At 53.0% G+C, this 22909-nt stretch carries 25 protein-coding genes; 18 read left to right on the top strand and 7 right to left on the bottom strand.

Annotated elements, in window-relative coordinates; translation table 11 throughout:
• The first annotated feature begins 15 nt into the window (after positions 1–15).
• Together M891_RS0103230 and M891_RS0103225 are read left to right on the top strand one after the other, a co-directional pair.
• Complete coding sequence (locus tag M891_RS0103230) at positions 16–465, top strand: MarR family winged helix-turn-helix transcriptional regulator (protein WP_016312489.1); 450 nt, start codon at positions 16–18, stop codon at positions 463–465.
• Positions 462–3623, top strand: coding sequence for an MMPL family transporter (locus M891_RS0103225; protein ID WP_016312488.1), 3162 nt, complete (start codon positions 462–464; stop codon positions 3621–3623). Before M891_RS0103230 ends, M891_RS0103225 begins: the two co-directional genes overlap by 4 nt.
• 79 nt (positions 3624–3702) lie before the next feature.
• Here the strand turns inward: M891_RS0103225 and M891_RS0103220 are convergent, their stop codons facing one another.
• Positions 3703–4380, bottom strand: a complete 678-nt coding sequence (locus M891_RS0103220) for a tetratricopeptide repeat protein (RefSeq protein ID WP_028537800.1) — start codon at positions 4378–4380, stop codon at positions 3703–3705.
• A gap of 229 nt (positions 4381–4609) precedes the next feature.
• Entirely contained in the window at positions 4610–5152 is a 543-nt protein-coding gene (locus tag M891_RS25700; protein ID WP_232228277.1) for a hypothetical protein, read from the bottom strand.
• A 160-nt stretch (positions 5153–5312) separates the two neighbouring features.
• On the opposite strand from M891_RS25700, the gene M891_RS0103210 reads away from it, so the two are divergent.
• The 4 genes from M891_RS0103210 to coaD all read left to right on the top strand — a co-directional run bounded on the left by M891_RS0103210 (position 5313) and on the right by coaD (position 8018).
• On the top strand, positions 5313–6026 hold the full coding sequence (locus tag M891_RS0103210) for a glycoside hydrolase family 73 protein (protein WP_028537799.1): 714 nt from the start codon (positions 5313–5315) through the stop codon (positions 6024–6026).
• Between the two features lie 131 nt (positions 6027–6157).
• Positions 6158–6601 carry a hypothetical protein gene (locus M891_RS0103205; RefSeq protein WP_157268755.1) on the top strand — a complete coding sequence of 148 codons (444 nt, stop codon included), beginning with the start codon at positions 6158–6160 and terminating at the stop codon, positions 6599–6601.
• Positions 6602–6913: 312 nt separating this feature from the next.
• Entirely contained in the window at positions 6914–7513 is a 600-nt protein-coding gene (gene rsmD, locus M891_RS0103195) for a 16S rRNA (guanine(966)-N(2))-methyltransferase RsmD (RefSeq protein WP_028537797.1), read from the top strand.
• The gene (gene coaD / locus M891_RS0103190; protein WP_028537796.1) at positions 7506–8018 is read left to right on the top strand and encodes a pantetheine-phosphate adenylyltransferase; all 513 of its coding nucleotides are present in this window, start codon (positions 7506–7508) and stop codon (positions 8016–8018) included. The genes rsmD and coaD overlap by 8 nt, the downstream gene beginning before the upstream one ends.
• A 21-nt stretch (positions 8019–8039) precedes the next feature.
• Here the strand turns inward: coaD and M891_RS0103185 are convergent, their stop codons facing one another.
• Complete coding sequence (locus M891_RS0103185) at positions 8040–9263, bottom strand: nucleoside recognition domain-containing protein (RefSeq protein WP_036699282.1); 1224 nt, start codon at positions 9261–9263, stop codon at positions 8040–8042.
• 178 nt (positions 9264–9441) lie between these two features.
• On the opposite strand from M891_RS0103185, the gene M891_RS0103180 reads away from it, so the two are divergent.
• A complete protein-coding gene (locus M891_RS0103180) occupies positions 9442–10470 on the top strand; it encodes a SepM family pheromone-processing serine protease (RefSeq protein WP_028537794.1) in 1029 nt (342 codons plus the stop codon).
• Between the two features lie 56 nt (positions 10471–10526).
• On the opposite strand, the gene M891_RS0103175 is transcribed toward M891_RS0103180, so the two are convergent.
• On the bottom strand, positions 10527–11768 hold the full coding sequence (locus M891_RS0103175) for a nucleotidyltransferase (RefSeq protein WP_028537793.1): 1242 nt from the start codon (positions 11766–11768) through the stop codon (positions 10527–10529).
• A gap of 193 nt (positions 11769–11961) precedes the next feature.
• Here M891_RS0103175 and M891_RS0103170 point away from each other — a divergent pair, with 193 nt between their 5' ends.
• The 10 genes from M891_RS0103170 (at position 11962) to rnc (ending at position 19828) form a co-directional block, all read left to right on the top strand.
• A complete protein-coding gene (locus M891_RS0103170) occupies positions 11962–12483 on the top strand; it encodes a YceD family protein (RefSeq protein ID WP_016312480.1) in 522 nt (173 codons plus the stop codon).
• Positions 12484–12542: 59 nt separating this feature from the next.
• Positions 12543–12716 (top strand): 50S ribosomal protein L32, encoded by a 174-nt coding sequence (gene rpmF / locus M891_RS24815; RefSeq protein ID WP_009222962.1) that lies wholly within the window; start codon positions 12543–12545, stop codon positions 12714–12716.
• Positions 12717–12973: 257 nt separating this feature from the next.
• Positions 12974–13570: a transcription factor FapR gene (fapR, locus tag M891_RS0103165; protein WP_028537792.1), complete on the top strand. Its 597-nt coding sequence runs from the start codon at positions 12974–12976 to the stop codon at positions 13568–13570.
• Positions 13554–14540 carry a phosphate acyltransferase PlsX gene (gene plsX / locus M891_RS0103160; RefSeq protein ID WP_016312478.1) on the top strand — a complete coding sequence of 329 codons (987 nt, stop codon included), beginning with the start codon at positions 13554–13556 and terminating at the stop codon, positions 14538–14540. Before fapR ends, plsX begins: the two co-directional genes overlap by 17 nt.
• Before the next feature lie 9 nt (positions 14541–14549).
• Positions 14550–15539, top strand: a complete 990-nt coding sequence (locus M891_RS0103155) for a beta-ketoacyl-ACP synthase III (RefSeq protein ID WP_016312477.1) — start codon at positions 14550–14552, stop codon at positions 15537–15539.
• Between the two features lie 74 nt (positions 15540–15613).
• Positions 15614–16552 carry an ACP S-malonyltransferase gene (gene fabD, locus M891_RS0103150; RefSeq protein ID WP_016312476.1) on the top strand — a complete coding sequence of 313 codons (939 nt, stop codon included), beginning with the start codon at positions 15614–15616 and terminating at the stop codon, positions 16550–16552.
• A gap of 143 nt (positions 16553–16695) precedes the next feature.
• Entirely contained in the window at positions 16696–17445 is a 750-nt protein-coding gene (gene fabG, locus M891_RS0103145) for a 3-oxoacyl-ACP reductase FabG (protein WP_028537791.1), read from the top strand.
• Positions 17446–17516: 71 nt separating this feature from the next.
• A complete protein-coding gene (acpP, locus tag M891_RS0103140; protein WP_009222968.1) occupies positions 17517–17750 on the top strand; it encodes an acyl carrier protein in 234 nt (77 codons plus the stop codon).
• Between the two features lie 127 nt (positions 17751–17877).
• A complete protein-coding gene (gene fabF / locus M891_RS0103135) occupies positions 17878–19116 on the top strand; it encodes a beta-ketoacyl-ACP synthase II (protein ID WP_028537790.1) in 1239 nt (412 codons plus the stop codon).
• A 13-nt stretch (positions 19117–19129) separates the two neighbouring features.
• The gene (gene rnc / locus M891_RS0103130) at positions 19130–19828 is read left to right on the top strand and encodes a ribonuclease III (RefSeq protein WP_028537789.1); all 699 of its coding nucleotides are present in this window, start codon (positions 19130–19132) and stop codon (positions 19826–19828) included.
• A 118-nt stretch (positions 19829–19946) separates the two neighbouring features.
• On the opposite strand, the gene M891_RS0103125 is transcribed toward rnc, so the two are convergent.
• A complete protein-coding gene (locus M891_RS0103125; protein WP_016312473.1) occupies positions 19947–20225 on the bottom strand; it encodes a hypothetical protein in 279 nt (92 codons plus the stop codon).
• A gap of 179 nt (positions 20226–20404) precedes the next feature.
• Between M891_RS0103125 and M891_RS25695 the strand changes: the two genes are divergently transcribed.
• Positions 20405–20563 carry a hypothetical protein gene (locus M891_RS25695; protein WP_157273275.1) on the top strand — a complete coding sequence of 53 codons (159 nt, stop codon included), beginning with the start codon at positions 20405–20407 and terminating at the stop codon, positions 20561–20563.
• A gap of 2 nt (positions 20564–20565) precedes the next feature.
• On the opposite strand, the gene M891_RS0103115 is transcribed toward M891_RS25695, so the two are convergent.
• Together M891_RS0103115 and M891_RS0103110 are read right to left on the bottom strand one after the other, a co-directional pair.
• Positions 20566–21090 (bottom strand): hypothetical protein, encoded by a 525-nt coding sequence (locus M891_RS0103115; RefSeq protein ID WP_016312472.1) that lies wholly within the window; start codon positions 21088–21090, stop codon positions 20566–20568.
• A 324-nt stretch (positions 21091–21414) separates the two neighbouring features.
• The gene (locus M891_RS0103110) at positions 21415–22827 is read right to left on the bottom strand and encodes a serine hydrolase (protein ID WP_028537788.1); all 1413 of its coding nucleotides are present in this window, start codon (positions 22825–22827) and stop codon (positions 21415–21417) included.
• Between the last annotated feature and the right edge of the window lie 82 nt (positions 22828–22909).

Below are 22909 nucleotides of genomic sequence, written 5' to 3'. Positions count from 1 at the left end.
GAGGGATGTAAGGCAGTGAATATTGAAACGATGCAGTTAATTGAACGTTATTTGGCCGCTTATTTCGAGGTCACGAAACGGTTGAACGGGCAAATCCGCGACATGATTCAAGAGGATGTCACCATGGAGCAATTTCAGATCTTGAAGTATATTGCCTCTCGCGGCCGGTGTACCTCTACGGAACTGGCAGACACGTTTGGCGTCGGCAAAAGCTCCATTACTGCGATGACCACGCGAATGGTTGATAAAGGGGTGTTACAGCGAACTCGGGATGAAGAGGACCGTCGGGTCGTATATTTAACGATGACGGAGCAGGGAGAGCGCAATTACGCAATCGTTCAAGAACAAATCATGAGCACGGTCTCCAAGTATTTGGTGCATTTTAGTGCGGAAGAGGTTGAAGGGGTTATCAGCGCTTTCGAAAAATTAGCCAGATTGATCAGCGAAGGGAGTTCAGAGAAATGAGATTCATACTGAAGGCAAGATGGTGGATATTGCTGCTGTGGATCGCTTTAGCAGCGGCATTGATGCTAACAGCGCCTTCCATGGCAGATTTAGTGCGGGAGAACGGGGAGATCACCGTTCCAGACGGGTATTCCTCCTCTGAAGCTTCTGCCATTCTGGCGGAGGCGGCTAAGCTGAAGGGAGGAGCGGCAGAGACACAAATCGCCCTCGTCTTTCATGATGAGCAAGGCATCGATGAGGCCGATCAGAAGGAGATTGAACAAGGCATCTCCGCGCTGCACGACAAGATGGAGGAGATCGGCATCGCTTCGATTACCGATCCGTACAGCACGCCGGAAGCGAAAGATAAATTAATCTCCAAGGACGGCAAAACGATATTAACCTCTTTGTCGGTACTTGATGAGCAGCGTCCGCTTAAGGATATCGAGCAAGATATCCATCAAACCCTTGATTCGCTGAAGGTTGAGCACTATTTGACCGGGCAAAAGCAAATTAACGAGGATATGATCGTCAGCTCGGAGCAGGGGCTGAAGAAATCGGAATATTTTACTGTCATCTTTATTCTGTTGATCCTGTTTGTAGTTTTCCGCTCGGTGGTGGCGCCGTTTATTCCTTTGCTGACGGTTGGGCTCAGCTATCTGGTGTCCCAATCCATCGTTGCGTTTCTGGTGGATACGGTGAACTTCCCGATTTCAACGTATACACAGATTTTTATGGTGGCGGTGATGTTTGGGATCGGGACAGACTATTGCATTCTGCTGATCAGCCGCTATAAGGAAGAACTGCAGCATACAGACGACCAATGGGAGGCGATTGTCCAGACGTACCGTAAAGCAGGGAAGACGGTGCTCTTCTCCGGACTGGCCGTCCTGGTCGGCTTCACGACAATTGGCTTATCGCAGTTTATGTTGTACCGTTCGGCGGTGGCGGTAGCGGTCGGCATCGCGGTGATGCTGATCGCCTTGGTAACGGTTGTACCGTTCTTTATGGCTGTGCTGGGCACAAAGTTGTTCTGGCCTGTCCGCGGTTCACTGGAACATAAGGAGAACCGCTTCTGGGGCGCCATCGGCCGCTTCTCCTTGAAGCGTCCCTGGGCAGCGCTGCTGATCGTTGCTGCGGTAACGGTACCTTTCGTAATTTCGTATACCGGCAATGTGTCCTTCAACAGCATGGAGGAAATCGGTGACGAATATGAATCGGTCAAAGCGTATAACATCATCTCCGAAAGCTTTGAACCCGGCGAGTCGTTGCCGTCCACCATCGTAATTAAAAATGACGAGCCCATGGATAATGCGGAATATATGGCGCTCGCTGAGAAGATCAGCCGTGAGGTTGAGAAGACGGACGGAGTAGCCAGCATTCGAGGGATGAGCCGCCCAACAGGGGAAGTGCTCAAGGATTTTGCATTAAGTAATCAGGTGAAGACCGTTGGTGAAGGATTAGGCGAAGGCGGCGAAGGGCTGGGCAAGATTCAAAACGGATTGGCGGAAGCCAGCCAGGCCCTGTCGGAAAACGCCCCTAAACTCAAGGAAGCAGCCGACAGCACCGGGCAGCTGGTGGACGGCACCGCGAAGCTGAAGGACGGGATCTCTCAGCTGTCTGGAGGTCTTGCCGCGATTGAGAAAGGGATTCGGGAAGGTTCGGTTGGGGCTGGCCAGTTGAAGCAAGGATTACAACAAGCGCAAAAAAGTGCTGAGGATTTGGCGAACGCCCATAATCAATTGCTTGCCTCGTATCAGCAGTTGGCTCAAGGGGCTTCCGGCTTGGGCAACGGCCTGACGCAAATCCGCGAACCTTTAGGCGCTGCATCGCAAGGGCTAGCCGCTTTGACGGGGCGATTTACTAGCCTGGAGGACAAATATCCGGATTTGGCGTCAGATCCAGATTATTTGACGATTCGCACGACGGTTATGGAAACCAGCAAAGGTCTGGAGCAACTGACGGCCGGACTTCAGCAGATCGAGGCTCAGCTGGAGCAAGTCGCGTCAGGATTGAACCAGGCGAACCAAGGCTACGCACAGGCGGCAGCCGGTGGGAAGCAGCTGGCCGATGGTTTGAACCAGATCATCGCAGGCCTGGCGAAATTACAATCGGGGTTGGATCAAGCTGCAAATGGCCAAGGAAAGATCGTGGGTCAGCTGCCCGAAGTCGAATCCGGCCTGGCCCAAATTCAATCCGGGCAACAGCAAATTCAAACCGGATTCAGCGAGTTTTCGGGTCAAATCACGCAGTTAACTGATGGGCTGAATCAAAGTGTTGACGGCCTGGAACAAGTGTCCGGCGGATTAACAACTGCCAAGGATTACTTGACTGAGGTTGGAAGCACGGACAACGGTCTGGATGGCTGGTACGTTCCGAAGGAAGCGTTGGAGAACGAGCAAATCCAGCAGGTGTTCGATACGTATCTATCCGCAGACCGCAAAGTGATGAAGCTTGAGGTTGTCTTCTCCAGCAATCCTTATGGACGGGAAGCGATTGACCAGATCGGTGCCGTGGAATCTGCGGTGCAAACGGCAGTGAAAGGGACGTCGCTGGAAAACGCCGACATCGCGATCGGCGGCGTATCGAGTACGTTTAACGACCTGAAGACGATTTCGGGGAACGACTATACGCGCACGGTGTTCTTAATGCTGGCTGGGATCTTCATTATCCTGGTGGTGCTGCTCCGTTCGTTGGTCATGCCGGTTTACATCATTTTGTCCCTGGTGTTGACGTTCTACGCTTCGATTGGGTTTACGGAATGGGTCTTCGTCGATATCTTTGGCTACTCCGGTGTCAGCTGGGCGACGCCATTCTTCGGCTTCGTTCTGTTGGTAGCGCTGGGCGTTGACTACAGCATCTTCCTGATGGACCGCTTTAACGAGAACAAAGAGTGGAACGTCAGCGACGCGATCTTGCATTCGATGCGCAATATGGGGACGGTGATTTTGTCCGCAGCGATCATTCTTGGCGGGACGATGGCCTCGATGTATCCGTCCGGCGTGCTGTCCATGCTGCAAATCGCCACGCTGGTGTTAACCGGCCTGGTGCTGTACTCCGTAGTCGTTTTGCCGTTCCTCATCCCGGTGATGGTGAAGCTTTTTGGGCAAGCGAACTGGTGGCCGTTTCACCGCCGCTTCGGCGAAGGGACGCAGCAAGAGAACAGTGTAAATTTGTAAACCGCAGGTGTACAAAAGCAACGCCGGCTTCTTCTCCAATTTGGAGGGAAGCCGGCGTTTTGTTGTGGATACCTTGACCTTAACCAAGCGTGCTGCGTTTGAGGAAGCTGCGCAGCGCCCATCCGCGCTCTTGACGCTTCTTATATTTCGGTAGAGAACGGTACACCTCAATCGACTCCTTGTAAGCGCGTTTTGCCTCTTCCTTGCTGCCCAGCGACTGATACAAGCAGCCAAGCAAATAATACGCTTCACTGGAGGAGGATTGGATTTCGCCAAACCGAGCGGCGTATTGCAGCGCTTTCTGCGGATCTCGCTCACGGAAGGCGGAGGCGAGGCGCAGGTAAGGTTGACCGTATTTCACCCGTTCGTTCAGGCTTAGGGCGTGCAAAATATGCGCTTCCCCTTCCTCGATCCGTCCCAGTCCTAAGCAGGCTGCCCCAAGGTCATCCCAAAACTCGGCAGATGACTCAGAGAAGTCCTTCGCCTCTTCGAGCAAGCGATGAGCTTCGGCATATTTCTTGCGTTCCAGCAGTAAGCGGGCAAGCTCGCGTTTGGCAGAGACGTCGAAGGGGCTTGCGGCCAACTGCTGCCGGAGACGACCTATATTGCGGCTGCGTTTGATCGGTTTGCTCAGGCTCGGAAACAACCCAACATATCGCCGATCAATGAAGTAAAGGATGAGGAGCAAGACGATGATGGCGAGAAACGGATTGCCTAGCAGCCAAGACAAGAGAAAAAACAGGAATATCTTACTCATGAAAAGTCCTCCGCAATCACATGATAATTTCCAATTATATCACAGGGGAAGGAGGACGAGGGAAAGTCTAGGCGTGTTTCCGCGATTCCTGCAAAAATACAGTTATTTTGAGGAGGAATCGCTGTTTTGCTGTGGACGATGCCAAGTGAAAAGGTCAGACATCTAGACCAACGGAGAATAACAAACGGCCAAGGATAGAAGATCCCTGGCCGTTTATTTATAACTGTTATTATTGGAAGTTGCGCATCGAGCCTGTGGTTCCGATCGAGCCCGCGCCGGAGATGGAACCCGAGGAATGCGATCCGGTGGAGTTCATGGAGCCTGCGGAACCCGTGGACCCGATAGAACTCATGGAGCTGGAGCCGATAGAGCTTATAGAACTGGTATGCAGAGAGCTTGGTTGGTGAGTGTTCATAGGAGAATTGAAGTTGCTTTGACCGATTCCTTGCGTGCTGTAGGAGGTTTGACCGATGCCAGGCTGGGTATAACTCGTGCTGAATCCAGACATCGAGTGTACGCTGCTTTCCAGTTGATTCGCAAGTTGGGCTACGCGTTGATATTGTTGCATCGCTGTTTGATGTCCTTGGAGCGCGGATTGAATCACTTGCACGGCTCTACGCTCACGTTGAGCCAACTCTTCCAGTTGCATCGCGTTTTGTTGTTCCTGCTGCAGCATTTGCTGGTACATCATCGTAGCTTGGCGGGTTTGCTGTTCAAGCTGGCGCATCGATTGTTCGATCTCACGAAGTTGTTGACTGACATTGTTGTACATCTGCTTAAGTATCCTCCTCTAGTTAAGTTAGGTTGTGAAACCAACGTTAGGTTACCCCTCGAACTCTCCGCTATACATCGAACTAAGCGGACTTCCGAGCTCGTCAAGGTAAGGGTCCAAACCCTCGTCCAACCAAATTCATAAACTATACTGGAGGTGAATGCGATTGGACAAAAACGGGTTTATTCAGAAAATCGCCCCCCTTGCCGCTGCCAACTCGAAGGAAAGCGGGATACCGGCTTCATTGACGATCGCCCAAGCGATTTTGGAATCGAACTGGGGGACAAGTCGCTTAGCTGTTCAAGGCAATAATCTGTTTGGGCTAAAAGGCACCGGTCCAGCAGGCAGCTTAATTCTGCCCACAACCGAGTATCGGAGCGGCAAAGCGGTGGTGGTGAACGCGGCTTTCCGTAAATACCGTTCGTGGGCCGAGTCGATTACAGATCACGCCCGTTTATTATCGGCGCCGCGCTATGCCGGGGCGATTGGAAAAACGGGACCGGAAGCGGCGCGGGCGGTTGCTGCGGCCGGTTACGCAACGGATCCACAATATGCCAACAAGCTGATTCAGTTAATGAATACCTACAGCTTGACGCAATACGACACAACGAAAGGAGATGAGCCGATGACTGCAGAGGAGAAGAAGCAATTTGCTGCGCTTCAAAATCTAGTCCAAGCACAGGCGAAGAAAATCGCCGAGTTGGAGAAATGGACCAAGCCGGGCATTCCCGCCTGGGCCAAGGAAGCGGTGGAGGCGGCGGTGAAATACAGCAAAGACGATCCGCTGTTGAATAATCCGGAGCAGGGCAGCGTAGATTTCTACCGAATCATTACCGTGATGCACCGTCGGGGCTTGTTTGACAAGGGGAAATAAGCCAGGGCTTTGACGGTTGTCAGCCGACTCCCCCAGTGGTACGATGAGTTGGAAGATTCAGGCATGATCGCGGGGAGGGAGCAACGATTCGCAATCGATTATGGATATTTGCGGCTGCCGGATTGGTTCTGTTGGCTGCGTTATATACATGGTGGTATATCCAAAATGTATCTCCGGTGAAAGTGACGACAACGCTTAACGGAGTTGCCTGGATGGAGGAGGACCTAACGTTTTCTCCGCCGATTCAACTCGCGTTAGATGGGTACTATGACAAACGAAATGCCCAATTGAAGGGTACCATCGAAATTAACGGGAAGAGGTATACCAATTGCTTTCTCGTGAACGGGACCGGACTTCGTTATGAAGGCGCTAACTTGATTCGGCTTGGGGTAAGCTATTTCGATGCAGAAATGGTCCGTATCGCGTGGTCGATCCCTCAGGCAGAGCTCCCTCCTGATCTGACTCACCGTAAGTTCCCTGATGCTGAGATTTGGTTAGTTAGCCCAGCGTCTTCTGGGGAAGAGGCGAGAAGCGTACGACAGGAGATGGAAGATCGTTATTTTTCGCGAAAATGAAGATGAAATAAAAAAAGGACAAAAGCCCTCGTAGAACTTCTTACTACAAGGGCTTTTGTCCGGGCATCCCTCGCGGGATGCCCATCATGGGAGAGGAGAAACCGGACGAAGAGCTTATGGGGAAACGTAAGTCTTCTCCGCGGTTGTCTACGACATTTGGTGATGTCGATACTCTAATTGTGTCCGGGCAGAGGGCTTTTATACCTCGATTCGCAAAAAAGTTCGATGATTTTTTCATTTTTCAATCCTAGGCGGATTATGGTACGATATCGACAGGAATTTTCCAGGCATAAAAGGTGTGTGAACTAATCGATGAGAGTGATATCGGGCCGAGCCCGGGGCAGGTCGCTCAAAGCCGTACCCGGCATGGGGACCAGGCCGACTACAGACAAAGTCAAAGAAGCGATATTCAGCATGATCGGTCCGTATTTCGACGGCGGCTCCGCGCTGGACTTGTTTGCCGGAACCGGCGGTCTCGGCATTGAGGCGTTAAGCCGCGGCATGGACAAGGCGGTATTTATCGATAAAGATGTGAAGAGCCTTGAGACGATCCGTCAGAACTTGAAGGCGACCGGATTCGAGGCCATGGCTGAAGTCTACAAAAACGACGCAGAACGTGCGCTGAAAGCTCTGGCGAAACGGGAGGCGTCCTTTGATCTGGTGTTCTTGGATCCCCCGTACCGCTTGAAACACGGGGATGCGCTGATGACCCAGATGGACGAGCTGCAGCTGCTCAAGCCGGAGGCAACGATTGTACTTGAACATGAAGCCTCGTTTGTTTATCCTGAGCGGTTTGGGCCTTTTGTACAGTTCCGAAAAGCGGAATACGGGGAGACCTCCGTATCCATTTATACTTACGATACCGAGTTGAACACGGTTCAAACCGACGATCAGGAGGAACAACATGAGTGAACAGCGGCAACCGCGTGTGGCGGTATATCCAGGCAGTTTTGATCCTGTAACGAAAGGGCATATGGACATCATCCAGCGGGCCTCGCGCCAGTTTGACAAGCTGATCGTGGCCGTACTGAACAATTTAAGCAAGAAGCCGTTATTTACGGTGGATGAGCGCAAGGCCTTGCTCAGAGAGGTGACCGGGCACCTCCCTAATGTCGAGATCGACAGTTTCCGGGATTTGCTGGTGAATTACATGGACTACAAGCAAGCCCATGTGATCGTCCGGGGCATTCGCTCCGTCACCGATTTTGAATACGAGCTGCAGCTGGCTTCTACAAATCATAAGCTGAACAGCGAGGTGGAAACGATCTTTATGATGACGCACCCCAAATATTCGTATTTGAGCTCCAGCGTCGTCAAGGAGATTGCCAGCTTCCACGGCGATGTCAGCGATCTCGTGCCGCCGGAGGTTGAGTTGGCGCTGCGCGAGAAGTTCAAAGATAAGCTGGGGCCGAGCTAAGCACGGCTTAGGGCTTAAAGTTTAAGGGTTCTCTTGTCGCCGCCACAGGAGCGCGATGGACAAGAAGCCAACCGTCAACAAAGTCAGCATCCACAGCTGCCATTCCATCACCCCGAACGCTAGCTGCCAACTGGGCAGCTTGACGGACGGGGTGTCGCTTCCTATTGGCGAGGCTGCGCTGCCGCCAAATGCGGGTAGAACGCTTGGCAGCCAGTGGGTAAACGGTTTCCACAGCAGCAAGGTGAGGATATAAGCATAAGCCGCATGGAGCAGACGGCTGAGCAGGAACGACCGTTCACCGATGCCTGCGGGCCCGAGGATAGCTCGCACTTGCAGGTAAGCGCATAGGCCGCTCCACCCTAGTACCGCCCCCAATATCGAGGCGCTGAGGGCCGGAGGAAGAGAAGGAGCCAGTCCGGACAGGGCATAGGAGCCTAAATGGACCTCCAGAGCGCTTTTCACTGCAACAGCCATCGTATGATGAGGGAACGCAAGCAGAATAACGTGAATTACAACTGCGAAAATAAGCATATATCCGCCGATAATCATCAGCGTTTGTACGCCCGAAGTGACCGCGTCGCCCAGCAGCTTGCCAAAGCTGCGGCCGTCTTCGCGGCGGGCCTCCTCCATGCGGCGAACGGCCAGGCGCAGGATCGATTCACGCCGCTCGGCTGCAGGCTTTACCGCTGGTGGAGACACCGCTGATTTCGAGCGGTCCGGGAACACCAACTGCAGCGTCACGCCGGCGGCGATGCCGGCCATCCAATGCACGGCGAGCAAGAGCAAGCCGACCTCAGGTCGGCTTAAGAAGCCTGCACCAATTACAACGACGAGCAGCATCGGGCTGCAGAAGTGAGCTGTCGCGGCGAGACGTTCAGCTTCACGCGCGGTGATCTTGCCCTGCTTATGCAGGGTTACCGCAGCTTCGGCTGCAGCAGGGAAGCCGGCCGTCATCCCCAGCGGCAGCACCCAGCCGAAGGAGCCGGGAAGACCCAGGGCGCGGCGGGTGAAAGGCTCGAGCAACGCGCCCAGACCATGGGCGAATCCTGAGGCGATCAGCATTTGCGACAGAACGATAAATGGCAGCAAGGCTGGGAATACGATGCGCCACCATATGGTCAAGCCTTCCCCCGAAGCTTTGAACGCTTCGCCGGGGGCGTAAACGACGCAGATCACGAGCAAAACGGCCAAAAATCCGGTTAACCATGTGGAGAGCGGGCTGGCAGCCAAACGTCGGAAATTCATATGTATAGATCCACCTTCTTTGTCATTAGATAAAGATCGATAGCGAATATACGCATAGTACATGCTATGCATCAGCGGCGAAGGACAGACTACCGGTTTCGCATGGCAGGTGCAGGCAGAGGAGCGGCGGCTGAGAAGATGCGAAAGCGCCGCCACACAGGAAGGGAGGAGAAACGGGATGCGACCATCCAGAACCAAAGCGTTAAAATCGGGACTGTATGTGCTGATCCTTGCGGTGATCGTCTATGTTGTCGTCTATATGTCTACCCCGTATATGATCAATCAGCCGGGGACGGCAGAGGAAATCAAACCGATGGTTTCCATCCCGTCGGGAGATCCTGAGGAGAAGGGCACTTTTATGCTCACAACGGTTTCCGTCAGTTACGCCAACGTATGGATGCTGGCGACGGCTCGCTTCAACAAGCATGCCGAGATCGTGAAGAAGGAACCTGATCGCAATGACGAGGAATACGAAACGCAACAGCGATACTATATGAACAGCTCCCAATCCAATGCGATTATGGCGGCCTATAATAAAGCCGGCGTCAAGTACGGTATCGTCCCGGAGTACGTATTTATCATCGGCTTGTCTAAGGATAGCCCGCCCAAGGGAGATTTTCACTCCGGGGATATAATTCGAGCGGTGAAGGGACAGCCGGTCAATCGGTTTGAAGACCTTGGCGCCTTGCTGCAGGACAATCAACCGGGGGATGTGGTTGATGTCCGTCTGGAACGGGGAGGCAAATCGGTCGACCAGCAGGTGGAGCTGGTAGAGATTAAGGCGGCTGACGGCGCGCGCAAGGCCGGATTAGGTGTATCGGTAGGCGAACTGCGGAAGATACAGGCCGCGGATCAGGCTAAGGAAGTGAAGTTTGCCGACACGCGGATTGGCGGTCCGTCGGCCGGCTTAATGTTTACGCTTGAGATTTATAATCAGTTGACGCCGGGGGACTTAAGCAAAGGCTACCGGGTGGCTGGCACCGGCACGATCGCCGAGGACGGCACCGTAGGAGCGATCGGCGGCGTCCAGTTTAAGATTGTGGCGTCGGATCGGGAGAAGGCGGAAATATTTTTTGTTCCAGAGGCAAATTATAAGGTTGCGAAGGCCAAAGCGGAGGAAATCGGTTCGAAGATGAAGCTCGTTCCGGTGAAGACGCTGGACGATGCCTTGGATTATTTGGCTTCGTTGGAGCCGAAGGCGCCATAATCCAGGGCAAGCGATTCCAGGTTTGGCGGCGTGAGGCTTGGAGCGTAACGGCGTGATTAATCCGTCAAGCGAATAGGGGCTTGACGGTACTCGCGCAGCAGCTCCTCTGCGCTTCGCTTTGGCATCGCATTTGCATATACGGCAGCGGCCCGAATGTCGAGATTCAGCTGCGGGTGCTCCATTTCAGCAGCCCGGGTGAGGATCGGCAGACGGGCCGTTTGTTTCATCCGCTTGAGCAGCTGCTGCCCGGCCGCGCTAAAGCCAAGCACGCGCAGATACCCTGGGCCTTGCGCGAGCGCCTCGGGCGCCAGCAGCGCTCGGGGATGCTGCAAGAGAATATGCAGCAGCGTGCGCTGCAGCTTCGTATGCGTGTAGCGTTTGGTCTTGAGCTGCGTCAGCAGCTCGGCGACGGTGGGCTCGGACAAGCGGGGCAGCGTTTTTTTGATCCGGTATTCCAGCCCTTCGTTGACCTCATGAAGGGCGGCCAGATGCTCCGGCGACGCCAGGAGCAGCTGATGGAAGAGCGGCGCGGCCAAGCTCTCCCACGTCACGGGCCCGCGTCCCGCCGCGAACTCGCGGGCGAGGATGTCCACCGTGGACGGCGGGAGATACGGCGCGGCCGCGGTAAGGCCGCCGCCGGCGATCAGCCGCCGCACGGCGGTGGCGCTGGCGATGCTCGCGTCCGTCGGCGCGACATCGCCGTATCCCGCGGCCCGGCGCCGGACGGTGACCGGCGCGATGCCGCTGCGAAGCCGCCGCAGCGCGATCAGGTAATGCAGCCCCAAACTGTTGTTGGGCTGCTCCAAGAGCGCTCGCGCTGCGGCGGCATCAAGGGCGCTGCCGCCGAGCGTACGCGCGGCTGCGGCCGCATAGGCCGCGGGGTAGCTCGCCCCGGTGGCGAGCTCCTCCGCGAGGGCCGCCCGCAGCGCTTGCGGTTCGGCGGCCAGCCGCTCGGCCAGCGGCAGCAGCGCCGTCAGCGCGCCGGCTTCGCTGCCGAAGCACAGATGCGTCGTGATCCCCGTCGCATCCAGCAACGCCACGGCTCCGTAGGCGAACCACTCCGCCGGCTGGGCCGCGTAGGCGACCGGCAGCTCCAGTACGACGTCGACGCCGAGGCGGAGGGCCATCTCGGCCCGAGCCCATTTGTCGACAAGCGCCGGCTCGCCGCGCTGCAGGAAATCGCCGCTCATCACGGCGATGACCGCGTCCGCCTGCGTCAACCGCTTCGCCTCGGCGAAATGGTAAGCGTGACCGTTATGCAACGGATTATATTCAACGATAATCCCTACGATCTTCAAAGGACTCGACTCCTTATTCTCCGGGGTGATAGTTTCAAATTTTCATTTATGAATATACCACAATATACCATGAAATCGGCGCGGTACGGCAAGGGGAAGTGAACGACAGCTTTTCCGCAGGATTATCGCTTTATTGTTGACAAAACTTACTTAAAATCGGTATAATAACTTTTGTTTGTTTGGAGTGATGCTGATGATTATTCATTTACGTCAGGTGAACTCGTCCGGAGCTCCGGTGAAGATTCATCAAGCCTTGGACGTAAGCCATGTCGTTAAAGGTCGCAGGGACATTACCGCGATCAGTCCGCTTCAGGTCGATTTGCAGGCGGAAGCTGCCGGCGGAGACGTAGTCGATGTCAAGGGTCAGCTGACCGCAGAGCTCGATATGACCTGTTCCCGGTGTCTGAAGCCCTTGAAGCAGGTCGTGCAAGCGGAGTTTTCAGAGAGCTTCAAACAAGGCGACGATCCCGAGACAGACGTACAGGCGCAGGAAGAAGACGATGACTTGCATTATGTCGCCGACGACAAAGTCGATCTCGTGCCGTACGTGGAAGAGACGCTGTTGCTTCATCTTCCGTATGCCGCTCTGTGCGAGGAATCCTGCAAAGGGCTATGCCCGGTTTGCGGAACGGATCGGAACGAGCGGGATTGCGGCTGCAATACGGATAAGATCGATCCGCGACTCGCAGCGCTCGGCGATTTTTTCAAAAAATAAGCAAGAAAACAAGAAATAAAGCCCCGGTTAGGGTTGACTTGAATAAGGAGGTGGGAACCATGGCAGTACCTCAACGGAGAACGTCCAAAACGCGCCGCGACAAACGCCGCACGCATTTCAAATTGGCTGTGCCGGGCATGGTAAAATGTGAACAATGCGGAGAATTGAAGCTTGCTCACCACGTTTGCAAAGTTTGCGGAACTTACAAATCTAGAGAAATTATTGGCCAATAAGCTTAAAGCAACAACTCAAAGTAGTACTTCATTTCGATGAGGTGCTATTTTTTTTGTCTTTGTTGTTGCCGCCTCCCGTGCCGCCTTCCGTCAGGTTTATGGCAATTTCGCTTTTCTTTTGGGACGGGATGCTTTATACTACATTTTAGTACCAGGTTCTAAAGAATAGCTTCGCCAACTATTACATATAAGGGAACGTTGATATTATAGATAGACCATCATTGCTTGCTGAAGAGGGGGGGATACCCATCGAACGTTTGCCGAAGCGGGCGAGGCAGCAACAGCTCGTCCAAATGATAGAAGCTAACCCGTTTATTACGGACCAAGAGCTGACCCGTCAGCTGAAAGTCAGCATTCAGACAATCCGTCTTGACCGCATGGAGCTGGGCATCCCGGAGCTCCGGGAGCGGATGAAGCTGATGGCGGAACGGTCGTATGACCAGGTTCGTTCCTTGCCGCTGCATGAGGTCATCGGGGAGATCGTCGATCTGCAGCTGGACAAGAGCGGGATCTCCATCTTTGAAATCCGTGAGGAGCATGTGTTCTCCCGGACGGGGATCGCCCGTGGACATCATGTGTTTGCCCAGGCGAACTCCTTGGCGGTGGCTGTGATCAACGACGAAATCGCTTTGACATTCTCTGCAGACATCCGGTTTATCCGTTCGGTGCATCTCGGTGAGAAATGCATTGCGAAAGCTTATGTCAGACCCAATTCCGGCCAAAAAGGCAAAGCGAAGGTTGAGGTCTTTACTTACGTAGGCGAAGAAATGGTATTCCAAGGGAATTTCGTCATCTACCGGTCCACCGGAGAGGACACTTCAGAAGGAGGAAGTCAGCATGAGAATCGCCATTGATGCGATGGGCGGAGATCACGCGCCGCAGAGCACGGTCGAAGGTGCACTGGCCGCAGCCAAGGAATGGAGCGATACCGAAATCATTCTGGTTGGTAATGAGCAAGTGCTGAAGCCGATGCTGCAAGGAGCGCCGGCAAATTTACGAATTTATCACGCGTCCGAAGTGATCGAAGCGGAGGACGAGCCGGTTAAGGCGGTTCGCCGCAAAAAGGACTCTTCGATGGTTGTCGCCGGACGGCTTGTCCGCGAAGGGGAAGCGGAGGCGATGATCTCCGCCGGCAACACCGGTGCATTGATGACTACGGGACTGCTGGTGGTCGGGCGGATGGAAGGGATTGAACGGCCCGCGCTTGCGCCGATGATCCCGACGGTGGATGAGCGCGGCGTGTTAGCGCTTGATCTTGGTGCCAATATGGATGCCAAGCCGGAGCATCTGGCCCAGTACGCCCTGATGGGAAGCATCTATCGCGAGAAGGTGCACGGCATTAGCAAGCCGCGGGTGGGTCTGCTGAATGTCGGCACCGAAGCGAAGAAGGGCAATGAGCTTACCAAATCGGCTTTCCCGCTGTTAGAGACGATGCCGATTAACTTTGTTGGGAACGTGGAAGCTAGGGATATTTTGACCGGTGCTTGCGATGTACTGGTGTGTGACGGCTTTGCGGGAAATATTTTGCTGAAATCGCTGGAAGGTACGGCGGGCACGATGTTCTCGATTCTGAAGAAGGAATTTTCAAAATCGTTAAAGAACAAGCTGGCTGCAGCCGTATTAATGCCGTCCCTGCGCGGATTGAAGAAGACGATGGACTACAAGGAGCATGGCGGAGCGCCGCTTCTTGGTTTAAGTGGTTTGGTCGTGAAGGGGCATGGATCCTCTGACGGAGGTGCCATTAAGAATGCTGTACGCCAAGCGCGTACGGCGTTGCAAAGCAAATTGACGGAAAGTATAGCACGTGAAATCAGCGGGGAGTGAATGAGGATCGTGACAAAATTACGTTCGGTTGGAATTATCGGGACCGGGAAGTACGTTCCGGAAAAGGTGCTGACGAATGCCGATTTGGAGAAAATCGTAGATACGAATGACGAATGGATCGTTTCGCGTACAGGAATTAAAGAACGGCATATCGCCGCACCGGACCAAGCGTCCTCCGACTTGGCTTATGAAGCGGCCGTTCGGGCGTTGGATTCCGCGGGTTTGAAAGCGGAAGAGCTGGATTTGATCATTGTGGCAACGATCACCCCGGACATGGCGTTTCCTTCGACCGCTTGCATTTTGCAGGACAAGCTCGGTGCGAAGAAAGCGGCTGCCTTTGATTTATCCGCCGCTTGTTCAGGGTTTGTTTACGGAATGGCCACGGCGAACGGATTTATTCAGACTGGAATGTACCGGAATGCACTGGTGATCGGTGTGGATACCTTGTCCCGCATCACGGACTATACGGACCGGAACACTTGTGTTCTGTTTGGGGATGGGGCCGGGGCTGTCGTGCTCGGCGAGGTGCCGGAAGGCCGCGGATTCTTGTCCTTTGATCTCGGCGCGGAAGGGGCCGGCGGCGAGTTGCTGAAGCTCGAAGCGGGCGGTTCTCGTCTTCCTGCTTCGGAGGCGACCGTGGCGGATCGCAAGCATTACATTTATATGAATGGCCGCGAGGTGTTCAAGTTTGCCGTACGCGTGATGGGAACGGCAACCGAAGAAGTGCTTCGCAAAGCAGGGAAGACCAAAGAGGACATCGATCTCTTCGTCCCTCACCAGGCGAATATCCGAATCATCCAATCGGCGAGAGAGCGTCTGAATTTGCCGGAAGAGAAGTGCGTGATCAATGTGGATAAATACGCCAACACTTCGGCGGCTTCGATTCCGCTGGCGCTGGTTGAAGCAGCAGAGGATGGACGCATGAAGGAAGGCGACACCATCCTGCTCGTTGGCTTCGGAGGCGGACTAACCTGGGGAGCATCCGTGCTCGTGTGGTAATCTAGGCGATCGCCATTCGGATACGCGAGAATGGATGGACATTCACCGGACTTTTACGATAGGGAGTGCACAGGATGGGCAAAATCGCTTTTGTTTTTCCGGGACAGGGTTCCCAAAGCGTTGGAATGGGCAAGGATATATATGACGCGCTGCCGGAAGCACGGGCGCGGTTCGAAACTGCAGATGAGCAGCTGGGCTTCAAGCTCACCGATCTGATCTTCGGCGGACCGGACACGGAGCTGAAGCAGACGGCCAATACACAGCCGGCGCTCTTGACGACTAGCGTGGCGCTATATGAGGCATTTGCCGCCAAAGGCGTTCAACCGGATTATGTTGCCGGTCACAGTCTGGGCGAATACAGCGCGCTGACCGCAGCCGGTGTTCTTCACTTTGAAGATGCCGTGAAGCTTGTTCGGGCGCGCGGCGAATTTATGGAGCAAGCGGTGCCGGGCGGGCAAGGCGCGATGGCAGCCGTCCTTGGCGGCGAGCGTGACGCACTTGCTAAGCTGTGCGCCGACATTACTGCTGGCGGTGCGCTGGTTGAGCTGGCGAATGTGAACTGCCCTGGGCAGATTGTGGTCTCGGGAAGCCGAGAAGGGGTCGACCTTGTTATTGAACGGGTGAAGGAAATCGGAGCCAAACGGGCGATCCCGCTGGAAGTCAGCGGTCCGTTCCACTCTTCTTTGATGAAGACGGCTGCGGAACGGCTCGGCGAACGACTGGCTGCGGCTTCGTTTCAAGATGCCAAGGTGCCGGTGGTCGCGAACGTGACAGCTCGCCCCGTTCAAAACGGCGTAGAGATTGCCGAATTGCTGGTTCGTCAAGTGTATTCCCCAGTGCTTTGGGAGGACAGCGTGAGCTGGCTCCTGTCCCAAGGTGTGGATACCTTCGTAGAGATCGGACCTGGCAGTGTCTTAACCGGTTTAATCAAGAAAATCGATAAATCGGCGCGTCTGTTTAACGTCAGCGGATTGGACAGCCTGGAACAGACGGCTGCAGCTTTCGCTGAATAGGTAATAGCTCGATTTAACCTTCGGTTTTACCTCGCCGCAAAGGTGCCGTTTGGCGCAAAGAATGGCGATAGGATCATAGAGGCAAACTAGAGCTTTGATTTTTTAAATGCTTCGCATAGGTTAGGCGAAAGGAGATGAACCGTATGAGCAAACCGCTGCAAGGGAAAACCGCTTTGGTCACGGGAGCTTCTCGTGGAATTGGCCGCAGCATTGCACTTGCTTTGGCTGAGGCGGGAGCTGACGTTGTTGTCAACTATGCGGGAAATGAAGAAGCCGCCGCCCGCGTCGTTTCTGAAATTGAGGCGCTTGGTGTGAAATCCTACGCGGTAAAAGCCCATGTAGGCAACAGCGAGCAGTTTGAGGAAATGGTGAAATCCATGCTGGATGCGTGGGGCCGGATCGATATTCTCGTGAATAACGCAGGGATTACAAGAGATAATTTAATTATGCGTATGAAGGAAGAAGAGTTTGATCAAGTCATCGAGACGAATCTCAAAGGCGTATTTAACGGCATCAAAGCCGTAACCCGCCCGATGATGAAGCAGCGCTCGGGACGAATTATCAATATCTCTTCGGTGGTTGGCGTGCTCGGCAATGCGGGCCAAGCGAACTATGTCGCTGCCAAAGCCGGGGTGATTGGCTTGACCAAATCTTCGGCACGCGAGTTGGCTTCGCGCGGGATCACCGTGAATTGCGTCGCTCCCGGATTTATCGATACCGATATGACGGGCGAGCTTCCGGAGGAGTATCGCCAGAAGCTGCTGGCGGATATCCCACTGGCCCGCTTGGGACAACCTGAGGAGATCGCCAGCGTGGTTCTGTTCCTCGCCTCGGACAGCGCGGCATATATGACCGGTCAGACGCTGCACGTAGACGGCGGAATGTACATGTAAAAATCACGCCTTTCGCTTCTATGGCATTTTAACTTCAAATCTCTTATAATACCAAAGAGGAGGTGAACCGGATGTCCGATATCTTGGATCGCGTAAAACGCATTGTAGTGGATCGCCTCGGCGCTGATGAAGCCGAAGTGACCCTGGAAGCGTCTTTCAAAGACGACTTGGGTGCGGATTCGCTTGACGTAGTTGAGTTGGTCATGGAATTGGAAGATGAATTCGATCTGGAAATTTCCGACGAAGATGCAGAGAAGATTACGACTGTAGGTGAAGTTGTAAACTACATACAATCTCATACCTAATGTCATCCAAAAGTCCCGTACCTCCTACATAGCAGGCGGGACTTCTCCTCATCTTCAGCTCTTCAAGCATTCGTGCTTAAGACTTAGAATGATTAGTACACATGAAGTCCATACGAGGTGAATGTGTTTGAAGCATAGAGTAGTAGTTACAGGAATGGGGGTCGTGACCGCGCTTGGACAAGACCTTGATACGCTGTGGAATAACCTTGTTCAGGGGAAGTCTGGCGTTTCAAGAATCGAAGCGTTTGATGTCAGCGAATACCCGACGCAAATTGCCGCCTCCGTGAAAGATTTCAATCCAGAGGATTATGTGGACCGGAAGGAAGCGCGGAAGATGGACCGCTTCGTGCAATTTGCCGCCGCTGCGGCGGTCAGCGCCATGAAAGACAGCGGCCTCACCATCGGTGAGACGGCCGATCCGGAACGGGTTGGCGTGATGATTGGTTCAGGGATCGGCGGTCTTGGAACTTGGGAAGACCAGCACAATATTTTGCTGGAGAAAGGTCCAAAACGCGTCAGCCCATTTTTTATTCCGATGATGATTGCGAATATGGCATCGGGCCATGTATCGATCATGTTTGGAGCGAAGGGTCCGAACACGACGGCGGTGACTGCGTGCGCGACCGGAACTCATTCCATCGGCGATTCGTACAAGCTGATCCAGCGGGGAGATGCCGATGTGATGATTTGCGGAGGCGCGGAAGCAACGATCCGTCCGACCGGTATGGCAGGGTTCTGCTCGATGCGGGCGATGTCGACCCGCAACGACGAACCGGAGAAGGCCAGCCGGCCGTTCGATCTGGAACGAGACGGTTTTGTCATGGGCGAAGGCGCCGGGATTCTGATTTTGGAATCGCTGGAGCATGCACAGAAGCGCGGTGCTAAAATCTACGGTGAAGTGATTGGCTACGGCTTGAGCGGAGACGCTCACCATATGACCGAGCCGGATCCGAACGGGCCGGAGCGTTGCATGAAGATGGCGATCCGTGATGCCGGGATTGCGCCGGAAGAAGTGGATTATATCAACGCCCACGGGACATCGACTCCGGTTGGCGACCGCTCGGAGACGATTGCGATCAAGCGGGCGTTTGGCGACCATGCTTATCAGTTGGCGGTCAGCTCGACGAAATCGATGACCGGCCACTTGCTTGGGGCTGCCGGCGGGGTGGAAGGTGTCATCTGCGGGCTCACCTTGAAGCATGGCATCATTCCGCCAACGATCAACTTGGAGCATCCGGATCCAGAATGTGATCTGGACTACGTTCCGAACGAAGCCAGACGTGCGGATGTCCGCGTCGCGATGTCCAACTCGTTTGGATTCGGTGGACACAATGCCACGATCATCATGAAGAAATACGAAGCATAAGGGGTTAAGTCCGGTGAATGGAGATCTGAAGCAGTTACAGCAAAAACTTGAACTGGTATTCCAAAATCGGCAGCTTCTGAAACAAGCCTTCACTCATGCGTCATACGTGAATGAGCATCGCTTCAGTCAATATGAGGATAACGAACGGCTGGAGTTCTTGGGCGATGCCGTTCTCGAATTGACCGTTTCGGAGCATTTATATCGGTTATTCCCGGATCGTCCTGAAGGCGAGCTGACCAAATTGCGCGCCGCGATCGTCTGTGAACCGTCGCTCGTGAAATTCGCCGAAAACCTGGAGTTTGGCAGATACGTCCTGCTAGGCAAAGGCGAGGAGTTGACGGGTGGGCGAACTCGTCCTGCTCTGCTCGCGGATGTGTTCGAATCCTTTATTGGCGCTTTGTACTTGGACCAGGGCCTGGAAGCAGTTACTGCGTTCCTTCATCGCCATGTATTCCCTAATTTGACCCTTGATGGCAAGCTGTCAACCGGCGACTTCAAAACGGAGCTGCAGGAGCTGACGCAGCATCATGGCATGGGCACATTGGAATACCGGATCATTGAAGAACGGGGACCGGCCCATGAGCGCGAATTCGTTGCGGAGGTCCGCATGGATGGGCGTCCGCTTGGCCAGGGTACTGGCAGATCCAAGAAGGAAGCCGAGCAGCAGGCCGCCGCCGTGGCGCTGGAGTTGCTTAAGAGCTCTGAGCTTTGAACATTGCATGAGAAGTGAATATGGAAGAGAAGAAGGCATCCCAAGATTGATCAGGGAGGCCTTCTTCTCTTAGATCAGACCGATCGTGCTGTTAGTTACTTTAAACCACTGGAGATATTCAATCCTTATCGGTTTTATTTTGTTCTGAGTGATTTATTTTTGAGGTACAACATTGAGTATCTACTGTGGGGATCCCACTTAATGGGTCAAATTGATACAGGGAAATATAAAGTCTCCGTAATTCTTGTAACTGCACGGCTAGCTCCAATCCGAACTTAAAAAAAATTTCCTTTTCCTTTTCAGAAATATCTTCACAGACACAGTTGGCATAAGAAATTACGGCGCCGTGAACCGCCTGAATGCTTTTTAATAGTTTATGTCTACATAAACTTGACATAGAAATGTTCTCCTTTAAGATGATTTTGAAATAGAATATAATGTTACGTAATAAAAAAATAAAACGGATAAGACATCATACTACTATTTTGAAGTTCATTCATTACAAGAGGAACCTGAACAACAGCTTTTCTTAGGAAAGCGTATTGCTCAGGTTCTGTTCAAAAGAGGTGAAAGAGAGTGAATAAGTTTGTTTATGATAACGATTTGGACTTTATAAATGCTAAATATACTCTGTTTTGTTTTTTGTCATTTATTACAATGCGAAAGATTTTACGTTTAGAAGAAAAAAAGCGCCAACTGAAGCAAAGAATAGAAGAAGCTAAAAATATAAATTAGTATTATGTGGGTATCCCGCCGTCAATAGGAAAGCAATCTGTTTCACACGTTTTAATATTATTGGTGCACATATTGATACACAAGCTAGGTTTTATTTTAGCTGCAGCGCATGCAATAAGACAAAATTCATTTAGCTCAGGTACATATTTACAGTTGTATTCCCTCCATTCTTGGCCAGGAGGACAAGATGAGGCTGTATTTGCAGCAGGAGTGAAGTTGTTTTGCTTATTATCATCTACCGCTAATTTTTTTTCTTTGCCTGTGAAGTGATTTTCTATTACATTCCCCGATTGATTCAGAAGTGTACTTTTCGTTGTTACTTCCACTAGTTCATCATTTTCGTTATAAGACAGGACAAAAAGTTCAGGTTTACTTTTAGCAGATAAGATTAAATACTTAGTATTTTTATATTTGTAAAGTTGAGGACTATTTAGTTCGAGTGAAACCCCCTTGTCTTGTAAAAAGTTAGTTGCGCTTTTTATTCTTGGTTCTTCAACTTGCAGTTTAATTAACTTATTGTTTTCCATCCTAAATCCCACCTATTGATTATTGCAGGTGAGCTTTCCCTAGGATATAAATCCAAGATAACAGTATCCCGCAGTTTCCAGATTTAAGAGAAATTCATCTGCAAGATTAATATATTGATATACTTAACATCGTGTTACAAACGAAAATGAAAATGAACACTATGTCTAGTTGATCTTACTACTAAGTATGAAGAAGGGGATTATAAGTATTGAGAAAAATTCAATGTTCTGTTTGACTTTGATCTAAAAGATTAAATTGTAACATTCTAAAATAGAAGAAATTCCTAAGCTTAGTTATGTTTCGTTCAGAGGCTCTGTTAAGATTTACGGCAACTGCATCCTGAGCTCGGTCATCAGCGTCAACGTATCCATGCCGGCGTGGTTGCCGAGCAGGATGATCGTATACCCGCCGCCGAGCTCCCGGGACATGCCGGTGGCGTAGCCGGTACCGCTGCCATTGTGGAAGACGCGTGTTGTCCCGTTTTCCTGCTGAATCATCCAGCCGTAGCCGTAATTTTTCTCAGAATATGGGGTGAACATTTGGTCGATTGACGCTTGGCTAAGTACGCGTTCCGTTTCAAATGAGGCGATCCACGTCAACATGTCGTTGGCAGTGGAGTATAACGTGCCGGTCCCGGATTGTGAGATATAAGGGCCGGCCGGCGCCCAGAGTTGGTCCCCGGCACTAACGTAGCCCTGAAGGACCGGAATCGAGGGCTTCGCTTCGCCGGTGTCTTTTAAACCCAGCGGCTCCCAAATGCTCTGCTTCAGATATTCCCCATAACTCATCCCCGAGGCTTTCTCGATGATCCCTGCCAGCACGACATAACCGCTGTTGCTGTACATAAATTTGCTGCCCGGTTCACTCAGCAGCGGTTTGGAGCGGATCGCTTCGATGGTATCTTGCAAGGACAGGCCCGCAACACGTGGAAAGTTGGGGTTGATGCCGGACAGGTGGGATAGCAGCAGGTGAATAGTAATCCGATCCCCACTAGGAAAACCGGGGAAATACGACTCTAATGTATCGTCTAGGTGAAGCTTTCCCTCCTCCGCGAGCTTCATGACGGCCGCCGCCGTAAACGATTTGGTCAGCGATCCAATGCGCGACTTTTGATCGGCCCGGACGAGCTGGTTATCGCCGTCATATCCGTACCCTTTGCGCAGCAGGATCTGGTCACCTTTAGCAATCATTGCGATGCCGGAGTACTTCTGGGCTTGCAAATAGCGGTCAGCTACCTCGGTTTCCGAAGAACGGATTGTCGCTGCGTCCGGGGTCAAGGCAACGTGCATCGTTCCTGACATTGCCACGGCATCCACCTCAGCCTTCAGCACTTCGGCTAAAGCCCGCAAAGGCACCAAGGTGACGCCGCCTTGATCTAACGAATTTACGCCGATCCGGAGCGGGTTGCCGTTGACGCTGAACAGATCCGTCCCCGCGCGGTGCAGGATCGTGTCCCCGTGTACCCGAAGCTCGGCAGCACGTTTCGTAGTATTCCATCGTACTTCTGCACCCAGGTATTCCGCCGCTTCACGCAAAGGGGCATAGGTCACGCCGCGATAAATGAGGGGCTTGGTTGTCCAGGCAACGGATTGCCCCCCTACGGTCACAGTTACGGATTTCCCCGCCTGCGTCTGCGAAGCGGAAGCCACTGGCAGTCCCGGCGATCCGAGGGAAGCCGTCCCAAGGCATACAGATATCATGATGCCGGCCAGGCGGGAAAGTTTTTTTGTGCTCATCAATGTTGCTCCTTTTACCGATATAAGAGGTTGGATTTTTTTCTATCACACTAGCAAAAAGTGCCTTAAATTTCAAGCGAAT

It is taken from the genome of Paenibacillus sp. J14 (genome assembly GCF_000518465.1).
GTDB classification, from domain to species: domain Bacteria; phylum Bacillota; class Bacilli; order Paenibacillales; family Paenibacillaceae; genus Fontibacillus; species Fontibacillus barengoltzii.
This window is presented reverse-complemented; position numbering and strand designations above follow the sequence as displayed.

Bases quoted from the DNA above. Each gene is read 5' to 3' on its own strand.
- M891_RS0103225 (WP_016312488.1), top strand. From the start codon at position 462: ATGAGATTCATACTGAAGGCAAGATGGTGGATATTGCTGCTGTGGATC.
- M891_RS0103220 (WP_028537800.1), bottom strand. From the start codon at position 4,380: ATGAGTAAGATATTCCTGTTTTTTCTCTTGTCTTGGCTGCTAGGCAAT.
- M891_RS25700 (WP_232228277.1), bottom strand. From the start codon at position 5,152: ATGTACAACAATGTCAGTCAACAACTTCGTGAGATCGAACAATCGATG.
- M891_RS0103210 (WP_028537799.1), top strand. From the start codon at position 5,313: ATGCGATTGGACAAAAACGGGTTTATTCAGAAAATCGCCCCCCTTGCC.
- rsmD (WP_028537797.1), top strand. From the start codon at position 6,914: ATGAGAGTGATATCGGGCCGAGCCCGGGGCAGGTCGCTCAAAGCCGTA.
- coaD (WP_028537796.1), top strand. From the start codon at position 7,506: ATGAGTGAACAGCGGCAACCGCGTGTGGCGGTATATCCAGGCAGTTTT.
- M891_RS0103185 (WP_036699282.1), bottom strand. From the start codon at position 9,263: ATGAATTTCCGACGTTTGGCTGCCAGCCCGCTCTCCACATGGTTAACC.
- M891_RS0103180 (WP_028537794.1), top strand. From the start codon at position 9,442: ATGCGACCATCCAGAACCAAAGCGTTAAAATCGGGACTGTATGTGCTG.
- M891_RS0103170 (WP_016312480.1), top strand. From the start codon at position 11,962: ATGATTATTCATTTACGTCAGGTGAACTCGTCCGGAGCTCCGGTGAAG.
- rpmF (WP_009222962.1), top strand. From the start codon at position 12,543: ATGGCAGTACCTCAACGGAGAACGTCCAAAACGCGCCGCGACAAACGC.
- plsX (WP_016312478.1), top strand. From the start codon at position 13,554: ATGAGAATCGCCATTGATGCGATGGGCGGAGATCACGCGCCGCAGAGC.
- fabD (WP_016312476.1), top strand. From the start codon at position 15,614: ATGGGCAAAATCGCTTTTGTTTTTCCGGGACAGGGTTCCCAAAGCGTT.
- fabG (WP_028537791.1), top strand. From the start codon at position 16,696: ATGAGCAAACCGCTGCAAGGGAAAACCGCTTTGGTCACGGGAGCTTCT.
- acpP (WP_009222968.1), top strand. From the start codon at position 17,517: ATGTCCGATATCTTGGATCGCGTAAAACGCATTGTAGTGGATCGCCTC.
- M891_RS0103125 (WP_016312473.1), bottom strand. From the start codon at position 20,225: ATGTCAAGTTTATGTAGACATAAACTATTAAAAAGCATTCAGGCGGTT.
- M891_RS0103115 (WP_016312472.1), bottom strand. From the start codon at position 21,090: ATGGAAAACAATAAGTTAATTAAACTGCAAGTTGAAGAACCAAGAATA.
- M891_RS0103110 (WP_028537788.1), bottom strand. From the start codon at position 22,827: ATGAGCACAAAAAAACTTTCCCGCCTGGCCGGCATCATGATATCTGTA.